Raw genomic sequence first — 8608 nt, forward strand, 5'->3', positions numbered from 1 at the left:
GGGCCGGGGGCACACCCATGTGCGGGGTCAGGGGCGGCTGGTCAGGTAGCCGCCCATGGAGGTGAAGTACTCCGTCGCGGGCAGCTCGCGGCCGTCCTCGGTGCGGACCCGGGTGACGGCCAGGCCGTGGTTGCGGCCGGTGCGGGCGTCGGCGCCGGCGACGATGACCACGCCCTCGCCCTCGCGGTAGAAGATCCGGCCCGGCGTTCCGCCGTAACGCGCCTCGGAGACCACACTGGCCAGGATCTCGATCCGCTTGCCCCGGTGGAAGGTGAAGGCGCTGGGGTACGGGGCCGACTGGGCGCGCACCAGACGCTCCAGGTCCTCGGCAGGCCAGTTCCAGTCGATCCGGATGTCCTCCTCGGCGCGCTTGTGGAAGAAGGTGGCCTGCGAGCGGTCCTGCGGGGTGAACTCCGTCTGCCCGTCCGCGATCAGGGCCAGCGCCTTGGTGGTGACGGGGGCGATGAGGTCGACGGTCTTGTGGAAGAGGTCGGTGGTGGTGTCCCTCGGGCCGACCGGCACGGACTCCTGCCGGACGATGTCGCCGGCGTCCAGCTCGTCGTTCATCATGTGCGCGGTGACGCCCACCTCGCTCTCGCCGTTGATGAGGGCCCAGATGAGCGGCGAGAAGCCCGCGTACTTCGGCAGCAGCGAGTCGTGCACGTTCAGGGTGCCCCGGCGGGGGAGCGCGAAGATGCGCGGCGGGATCCACGTACGCCAGTTGTTGGCCACGATGACATCGGGGTCGGCGGCCTTCAGAGCCTCGTACAGCTCGTCGTCGTCCGGGCGGTTGCGGATCAGGACCGGGACGCCGTGCTCCTCGGCGAGATCGGCGACGGAGTCGCTCCAGATCTTCTCGTAGGCGTGCTCGCTCCTGGGGTGGGTGACGACCAGCGCCACGTCGTGCTCGGAGTCCAGGAGGGCTTGCAGGGTGCGGTGCCCCCAGGTCTGGTAACCGAACATGACGACCCGCATGGGGTTCCTCCTCGACGTAGAAACAGAACCTGGTTAGTAAAGCAAGGCTTACCTTATCTTGCAACGGAGGTGTGGAGTGCCCCAGTTGGGGTGGGTTCGTGTCCGAGGTGTCCGAATCGCACCTATCGACAAGCGTTGACGGATTAGCTTAGGCTCACCTAAGTTCATCGGGTCGCTGTTTCGGCGTGCCCGTCCTACGCCCGTTCCCCGCATCCGACAGGCGGCTTCCCCGCACGATGGGAGTGACATGTCACAGGCTCGTCCTGGCGACGCAGCACCGGTCCACGACCTCATTGGTATCGGCTTCGGCCCGTCCAATGTGGCCATGGCGATCGCGATCAGCGAGCACAACGCGCGCTTCGGGACGCGGGACGCGGTGACCGCCCAGTTCTTCGAGCAGCAACCGGTCTTCGGCTGGCACCGGGGCATGCTCATCGACGACGCCACCATGCAGGTCTCGTTCCTCAAGGACCTGGTGACACTTCGCAATCCGTCCAGTGAGTTCAGCTTCCTCTGCTACCTCAAGAGCAAGGGACGCCTGATCGACTTCATCAACCACAAGAACCTCTTCCCGCTGCGCGTCGAGTTCCACGACTACTTCGAGTGGGCCGCCGCCCAGGTGGACGACCTCGTCTCCTACGACCACGAGGTCGTCGGAGTGACCCAGGTGGTCGAGGACGGCGTCGTGGAGTACCTGGACGTCACCGTCCGGTCGGGGGAGGGGCTGACGGTCCACCGTGCCCGCAACCTCGTCATCGGCACCGGACTGCGCCCGCTGGTGCCCGAGGGCATCGAGCGCGGCGACCACGTGTGGCACAACTCCGAACTGCTGACCCGGGTCGGCGAGCTGGACGGCACCTCGCCCTCCCGCTTCGTCGTCGTGGGCGCCGGGCAGAGCGCCGCCGAGAACGTCGCGTATCTGCACCGCCGCTTCCCCGGGGCCGAGATATGCGCGGTCTTCTCCCGCTACGGCTACAGCCCGGCGGACGACAGCAGCTTCGCCAACAAGATCTTCGACCCGGACGCGGTGGACGAGTTCTACGCGGCGCCCGAGAACGTCAAGCGCCGGCTGATGGACTACCACGGCAACACCAACTACTCCGTGGTCGACATCGATCTGATCGATGATCTGTACCGGCAGATGTACCAGGAGAAGGTGCTCGGCACCGAGCGGCTGCGCTTCCTCAACGTGTCCCGGCTCACCGCGGCCGAGGAGACCCCGGACACGGTGCGCGCCACCGTGACGTCCCTCGTCACCGGCGAGGAGACCGTGCTCGACGCCGACGTCGTGGTGTTCGCCACCGGCTACAGCCCGGCCGACCCGCTGGGACTCCTGGGCGAGGCCGCCGAGTACTGCCTGCGCGACGAGGAGGGCCGGGTCCGCGTCGAGCGCGACTACCGCATCGCCACCGACCCCGCGCTGAACTGCGGCATCTACCTCCAGGGCGGTACGGAGCACACCCACGGCATCACCTCGGCCCTGCTGTCCAACACCGCGATCAGGGTCGGCGAGATCCTGGACTCACTGCTGGACCGGAGCGTCAAGTCCGCCCCCGACGCCGCCCGCCCGGTCGCCGGGGACGGCTCCCGCTAGATCGCCCGACCGCCGTCCGGGCCCGGTGGGCCAGAGAGATAACGTACGCGGACATGAGCACAACTGCAGTGGAGCGCCCCATAGCCAGGGGCGTCACGGTGACCCGTCGCAGACGGGTCACCGGACTGGCCGCCCTCGCGGTGGCCGTCCTGGCCGTGGCCGCCCTCTCCCTGGCCGTCGGGGCGCGCGCCCTGACACCGGCCGAGGTGTGGCACGGCCTGTTCGCGGCCCCGGAGTCCGATCAACGGCTCTCCGAGATCCGGCTCATCGTGCAGACCGTGCGCGTGCCCCGCACGGTGCTCGGCATCGTGGCGGGCCTGGCCCTCGGGGTCGGCGGCGCGCTGATCCAGGGGTACACGCGCAACCCGATCGCCGACACCGGGCTGGTCGGGGTCAACGCCGGCGCCTCGTTCGCCGTGGTGTCGGTGATCGCCGTGTTCGGGTTCACCGACCCGCTCCAGTACGTCTGGTTCGGGTTCCTCGGATCGGCGGTCGCCGGCGTTGTCGTGTTCGGCCTCGCCAGCATCGGCAGGGGCGCCGGCAACCCGCTGACCCTGGCCCTCGCCGGGCAGGGCGTCACGGTCTTCCTCGCGGCGATGACCACGGCCGTCGCCCTGTCCGACGTGAAGTCGCTGAACGCGCTGAGGTTCTGGAACTCGGGCTCGGTGGCGGGCATCGGCTTCGACGTCATCCGGCCCGTCACCGCGTTCGTCGCGGTCGGGCTGGTCCTGGCCGCGGTCATGCTGCCCTCCCTGAACCTGCTCAACCTCGGTGACGACGTGGCGCGCGGACTCGGCGTCAACATCGCGCTGAGCCGTACGGTCGGCATCGTCGCCGTCACGCTGCTGGCGGGCGCCGCCACCGCGGCCTGCGGCCCCATCGCGTTCCTCGGGCTCATGGTGGCCCACGTCGCCCGGTATCTGACCGGGCCCGACTACCGCTGGCTGGTGCCGTACGCGGGTCTGCTCGGCGCGCTCGTCCTGCTGGTGTGCGACATCGTCGGGCGCCTGGTGGTACGGCCGGGGGAGCTGGACGCCGGGGTCGTCGTCTCGTTGCTCGGAGCGCCGTTCTTCGCGGTCCTGGTGTGGCGTGGAAAGTTCAGGAGCGCATGAACGGCACGGAGTTGAAGGCATCGGTCACGGCGGGCGTCCGCGCCGGCGGCGTCTCGTTCGTCTGGCGGCCCTGGCTCGTCCTGGTCACCCTGCTGCTGGCGGCGGCCACCTTCCTGGTGTTCTGCCTGTCCATCGGCGTCGGCGACTTCCCGATCGGCCTGTCGCGGGTGATCGCCACGGTCCTCGGCGGCGGCGAGCAGGTCGACCGGTTCGTCATCATGGACCTGCGGATGCCGCGCGCCCTGGCCGGCGTCGTCGTCGGCGTCGCGCTCGGGGTGTCCGGCGCGATCACCCAGTCCGTCGCCCGGAACCCCCTCGCAAGCCCCGACGTCCTCGGCATCACCGGGGGCGCCAGTGCGGTCGCCGTGTTCCTGGTGACGGTCACGGGCGGGGCCGCCGCGGCCGTCACGAACTCCGTGGGCCTGTCGGTGGCGGCGCTCCTGGGCGGCCTGGGAACGGGGCTGCTGGTGTACTTCCTGGCCTGGCGGCGCGGGATCGACGGCTTCCGGCTCATCCTCATCGGCATCTCGGTGAGCGCGGCGATGGAGGCGATCACGACCTGGCTCCTCACGTCGGCCGACATCCGGGACGTGGCCCGGGCCCAGGCATGGCTGGTCGGGTCCCTGGACAACCGGTCGTGGGGCGAGGTCCGGATGGCGCTCTGGTGCACCCTCGCCCTGCTGGCCGTGGTGGTCTGCCTCGCCTTCCAGTTCAAGCCGCTGCACCTCGGGGACGAGGTCGCAGCGGGGCTCGGCGTCCGGTTCAACCGGGTGCGGGCCGTCATGCTGCTGTGCGCGGTCCTGCTGGCCGCCGCCGCGGTGGGCGCGGCGGGCCCGGTGCCCTTCGTCGCCCTCGTCGCACCGCAGGTGGCGATGCGTCTGACGAGACACCCGACGCCGCCGATGGCCGCCTCAGGACTGGTGGGGGCGCTGCTGCTGACCGGTTCCGATCTGATCGCGCGCACGGCCCTGCCCGTCGGCCTGCCGGTCGGTGTGGTCACCGCCGCGATCGGCGGACCCTTCCTGGTGTACCTGCTGGTCCGGGCGAACCTCAGGTAAATGACAGACGAGTCGGACAACCCGAGCAGAGGGGGGCCAGTGGCCGCGCATCTCACCACCACGCAAACCAGGGCGCCGGGCGGCGGAGCTCCACGGCTCGCCGCCAGGGGCATCAGGGTCGGCTACGGCGGCCGGACCGTCATCGACGGCCTCGACGTCGAGATCCCGTCCGGCGTGGTCACCACCATCATCGGCCCCAACGGCTGCGGCAAATCGACGCTGTTGCGCACCCTGACCCGGCTGCTGAAACCGGCCGGCGGCGCCGTCGTGCTGGACGGCGAGGACATCGCCTCGCTCCGGACCCGGGACGTGGCGAAGAAACTCGGCCTGCTGCCCCAGGCGCCCGTCGCGCCCGAGGGGCTGACGGTCTCGGACCTGGTCGCCCGGGGGCGCCACCCGCACCAGAGCTGGCTGCGGCAGTGGTCCTCGGACGACGCCGACATCGTACGTCGGGCGCTCGCGCTGACCGGGGTCGCCGACCTCGCGGACCGGCCCGTCGACTCGCTGTCGGGCGGCCAGCGCCAGCGCGTGTGGATATCGATGACCCTGGCTCAGGGCACCGATCTGCTGCTGCTGGACGAACCCACCACCTATCTGGACCTGGCGCACGCGATCGACGTGCTCGACCTGGTGGACGACCTCCACGAGTCCGGGTGCACGGTGGTGATGGTCCTGCACGACCTCAACCTCGCCACCCGATACAGCGACAACCTCGTGGTGATGCGGGACGGTTCGGTGCTGGCGCAGGGCCACCCGCGCGACGTGATCACCGCCGAACTGCTGGAGGAGGCGTTCGGGCTGCGGGCCATGGTGATCGATGACCCGGTCGGCGACCGGCCGCTCATCGTGCCCATCGGCCGTACCCACGTACGCCTGAAGTAGTTTCAGGATCAAGGAAGTGCCTGAGTAAGGCTAGGCTGTCCTCACTCGGTCGGGATAAGGTTTGGCTGCCCTTATGAAGGGCCCAAGTGACAGTGTGAAAGCAAGGGATTCGGATGCTCCTCGACAGAACCACGCCCACCAGGTCGCGGCGGCGGCTCGCGGCGGTCATGACCGCGGCGGCCCTCGGCGTCGGCCTCCTCGCGGGCTGCGGCTCCGACTCCGAGGACAAGGCGGCCGACAAGGCCCCGGCGGCCTCGGCGGACGGCGCCTTCCCTGTCACCGTGGAGCACGCCTTCGGGTCCACGAAGATCACCAAGGCCCCGAAGCGGGTGGTCTCCGTCGGCTACACGGACGACCAGGACATCCTGGCGTTCGGCATCAAGCCGGTCGGCATGGTCGACCAGTACCCGAACCCCGAGGGCAAGACCCCCGACATCAACACCCAGTGGCCCTGGACCAAGGACAAGTGGGGGGACGCCCGCCCCGAGGTCATCATGAAGAACGGTGACTCCGGCCCCAACTACGAGAAGATCGCGGGCCTGCGCCCCGACCTGATCGTCGCCGTCTACTCCGAGATCGACCAGGCCGCCTACGACAAGCTGTCGAAGATCGCCCCCACGGTCGCCCGCACCAAGGGCGAGAAGGAGCCCTTCAGCGCCCCGTGGCAGGACAACGCGGTGCACATCGCCAAGGCCCTCGGCAAGGAGAAGGAGGGCAAGGAGATGGTGGCCGGCATCCAGGAGCGGCTGGACACCGCCAAGAAGGCGCACCCCGAGTTCGCCAAGCAGACGGCCGTCGCGCTGTCCTGGTACGACAACTCGGTGGCGCCGTTCACCACCACCGATGTGCGCGGCCGGCTGCTGACCGGCATCGGCTACCAGGGTGACACCGAGATCGACAAGATCGCCGGCGGCAAGTTCTACACCAAGCTCTCCCCGGAACGCATGGACCTCGTCGACGTCGACCGCGTCTTCGTCATCAACGACAAGGCCGACACGGACGCCCTGAAGAAGTCCGAACTCTTCAGCAACCTGAAGGCGTTCAAGGAGGGCCGGGTGACCTACCTCCTCGACAGCGAGGGCCCGGCGGTCGGCGCCGCCATCTCGCAGGGCACGCTGCTGTCCATGCCGTACGCGGTGGACGAACTGGTGAAGGCGGCGGCCGCCAAGTGACCCTCGCCGCCCGCGCCGACGCACCGTCGACCCTGCGTACGGCGACGGGCGGTGAGGCCACCCGCTGGCTGGTCGCGCACTGCCGCGCGGTGCCGTGGCTGACCACCGCGACCCTCCTCACGACCGTGGCGGGGGCGGCACTCCAGGTGGTCCCCGTGCTGCTGCTCGGCCAAGTGGTCGACGGGGTCGTGGACGGCGGGTCGCGCACGGTGCTGGTCAGGGTCGGGGCACTGATGGTGGCCGCCGCGCTGCTCGGCGCGGCGGCCACCGCGGCCTCGACGTATCTGATCGGACGGCTCGGCGCCGACCTGCTCGCGACGCTGCGGGAAGGCGCCGTCCGTGCGGTGCTGGGCATGCCGAGCGCCCGGCTGGAACAGGTCGGCCGCGGCGATGTGCTCTCCCGGGTCGGCGACGACGTCGCCGTGTTCTCCCGGGGCATCAGGAGCGCGGTCCCCACGGTGTTCTCGGCGGGGGTGCTCGTCGCCATCGCCACCGTCGGCATGTTCGGCCTGGACTGGCGGCTCGGGCTCGCGGGCGCCGGCGCGCTGCCCGCGTACGCGCTGGCGCTGCGCTGGTACCTGCCGCGCTCCGCCCCGCTCTACCGCAAGCAGCGCGCGGCCCAGGCCGACCGCGCCCAGGCGTTGATCAGCGGCCTCAACGGGATCGGCACGGTCCGGGCGTACCGCCTGGAGGGCGCGTTCCGCGAGAAGGTCACCACCGAGTCCTGGCGGGTACGCGATCTGGGCGTCGAGGTGTTCCGCTTCTTCGGCCGGTTCGTCGGCCGGGAGAACCGCGCCGAGTTCATCGGGCTGGTCCTCATCCTCCTGGTCGGGTACGCCCTGCTGGAGGGCGACGCGGCCACCCTCGGCGAGGTCGCTGCCGCGCCGCTGATGTTCCACCGGCTGTTCACCCCGCTCGGCGCGATCATGTTCACCTTTGACGAGGCGCAGAAGTCGGGCGCCAGTCTGACCCGTCTGGTCGGGGTCCTGGGGGAGGACACCGAGGAGAGACTGGTGGGCGACCCCGAGGTGACACCCGCTCAGGAGGTGCCCTACCGGGTGGCGGTGGAGGGGCTGACGTATCGCTACCCCGGCACCGAGGAGCCGGTCCTGCGCGACGTGGGCCTGACCATTCCGGCCGGCGGCTCCCTCGCCCTGGTGGGGGCGACCGGCGCCGGCAAGTCGACCCTGGCCGCGCTGATCGCCGGCATCGGCACCCCGGAGTCGGGATCGGTGCGCATCGGGACGACCGATCTGGCGGACGTGGACGAGGCGGGCGCGCGGGCCCTGGTGAGCATCCTCACCCAGGAGACCCATGTGTTCTCCGGCCCGCTCGCCGACGATCTGCGCCTGTCCGCGCCCGGCGCGAGCGAGGCCGAACTGCTGGACGCCCTGCGGACGGTGGGCGCCGCCGACTGGGTGGAGGCGCTGCCCGAAGGGCTGCGCACCGCGGTCGGCGAGGGCGGCGAGCGGCTGGACGTCACCAAGGTGGCCCAGATCGCCCTGGCCCGTCTGGTGCTGGCCCGTTCACCCGTCGTGGTGCTGGACGAGTCCACCGCCGAGGCGGGCAGCGAGGGCGCCGCGGAGCTGGAGCGTGCCGTGCTGGCGGCCTGTGCGGGACGCACGACGCTGTTCGTGGCGCACCGGCTGACCCAGGCGATGGCGGCGGACCGGATCGCCGTGCTGGACGCCGGGCGGGTGGTGGAGCAGGGCTCCCACCAGGAGCTGGTCGCCCTCGGCGGCCGTTACGCCCGTCTGTGGCGAGCGTGGCGAGAAGGAAGTTAGACCATATGTGCTTAGGTTAGGCTCAGCTAAG

Annotated in this window: 7 protein-coding genes; 6 read left to right on the forward strand and 1 reads right to left on the reverse strand. The window is 70.5% G+C overall.

From position 1 onward, the window contains the following. Window positions 1-27: 27 nt before the first annotated feature. The gene (locus OG867_RS29600) at window positions 28-975 is read right to left on the reverse strand and encodes a methionyl-tRNA formyltransferase (RefSeq protein WP_406289991.1); all 948 of its coding nucleotides are present in this window, start codon (window positions 973-975) and stop codon (window positions 28-30) included. Between the two features lie 247 nt (window positions 976-1222). Here OG867_RS29600 and OG867_RS29605 point away from each other — a divergent pair, with 247 nt between their 5' ends. The 6 genes from OG867_RS29605 (at window position 1223) to OG867_RS29630 (ending at window position 8577) form a co-directional block, all read left to right on the forward strand. Next, window positions 1223-2569: a lysine N(6)-hydroxylase/L-ornithine N(5)-oxygenase family protein gene (locus OG867_RS29605; protein WP_406289993.1), complete on the forward strand. Its 1347-nt coding sequence runs from the start codon at window positions 1223-1225 to the stop codon at window positions 2567-2569. A 53-nt stretch (window positions 2570-2622) separates the two neighbouring features. Beyond that, a complete protein-coding gene (locus OG867_RS29610) occupies window positions 2623-3681 on the forward strand; it encodes a FecCD family ABC transporter permease (RefSeq protein ID WP_406289996.1) in 1059 nt (352 codons plus the stop codon). Next, the gene (locus OG867_RS29615; RefSeq protein ID WP_406289998.1) at window positions 3678-4739 is read left to right on the forward strand and encodes a FecCD family ABC transporter permease; all 1062 of its coding nucleotides are present in this window, start codon (window positions 3678-3680) and stop codon (window positions 4737-4739) included. The genes OG867_RS29610 and OG867_RS29615 overlap by 4 nt, the downstream gene beginning before the upstream one ends. A 39-nt stretch (window positions 4740-4778) precedes the next feature. Continuing rightward, entirely contained in the window at window positions 4779-5621 is an 843-nt protein-coding gene (locus OG867_RS29620) for an ABC transporter ATP-binding protein (RefSeq protein ID WP_406290000.1), read from the forward strand. Window positions 5622-5734: 113 nt separating this feature from the next. Then, a complete protein-coding gene (locus OG867_RS29625; RefSeq protein WP_406290002.1) occupies window positions 5735-6793 on the forward strand; it encodes an iron-siderophore ABC transporter substrate-binding protein in 1059 nt (352 codons plus the stop codon). Then, a complete protein-coding gene (locus OG867_RS29630; RefSeq protein ID WP_406290004.1) occupies window positions 6790-8577 on the forward strand; it encodes an ABC transporter ATP-binding protein in 1788 nt (595 codons plus the stop codon). The genes OG867_RS29625 and OG867_RS29630 overlap by 4 nt, the downstream gene beginning before the upstream one ends. The last annotated feature ends 31 nt before the right edge of the window (window positions 8578-8608 follow it).

This window comes from Streptomyces sp. NBC_00209 (assembly GCF_045206345.1).
Taxonomy (GTDB): Bacteria; Actinomycetota; Actinomycetes; order Streptomycetales; family Streptomycetaceae; genus Streptomyces.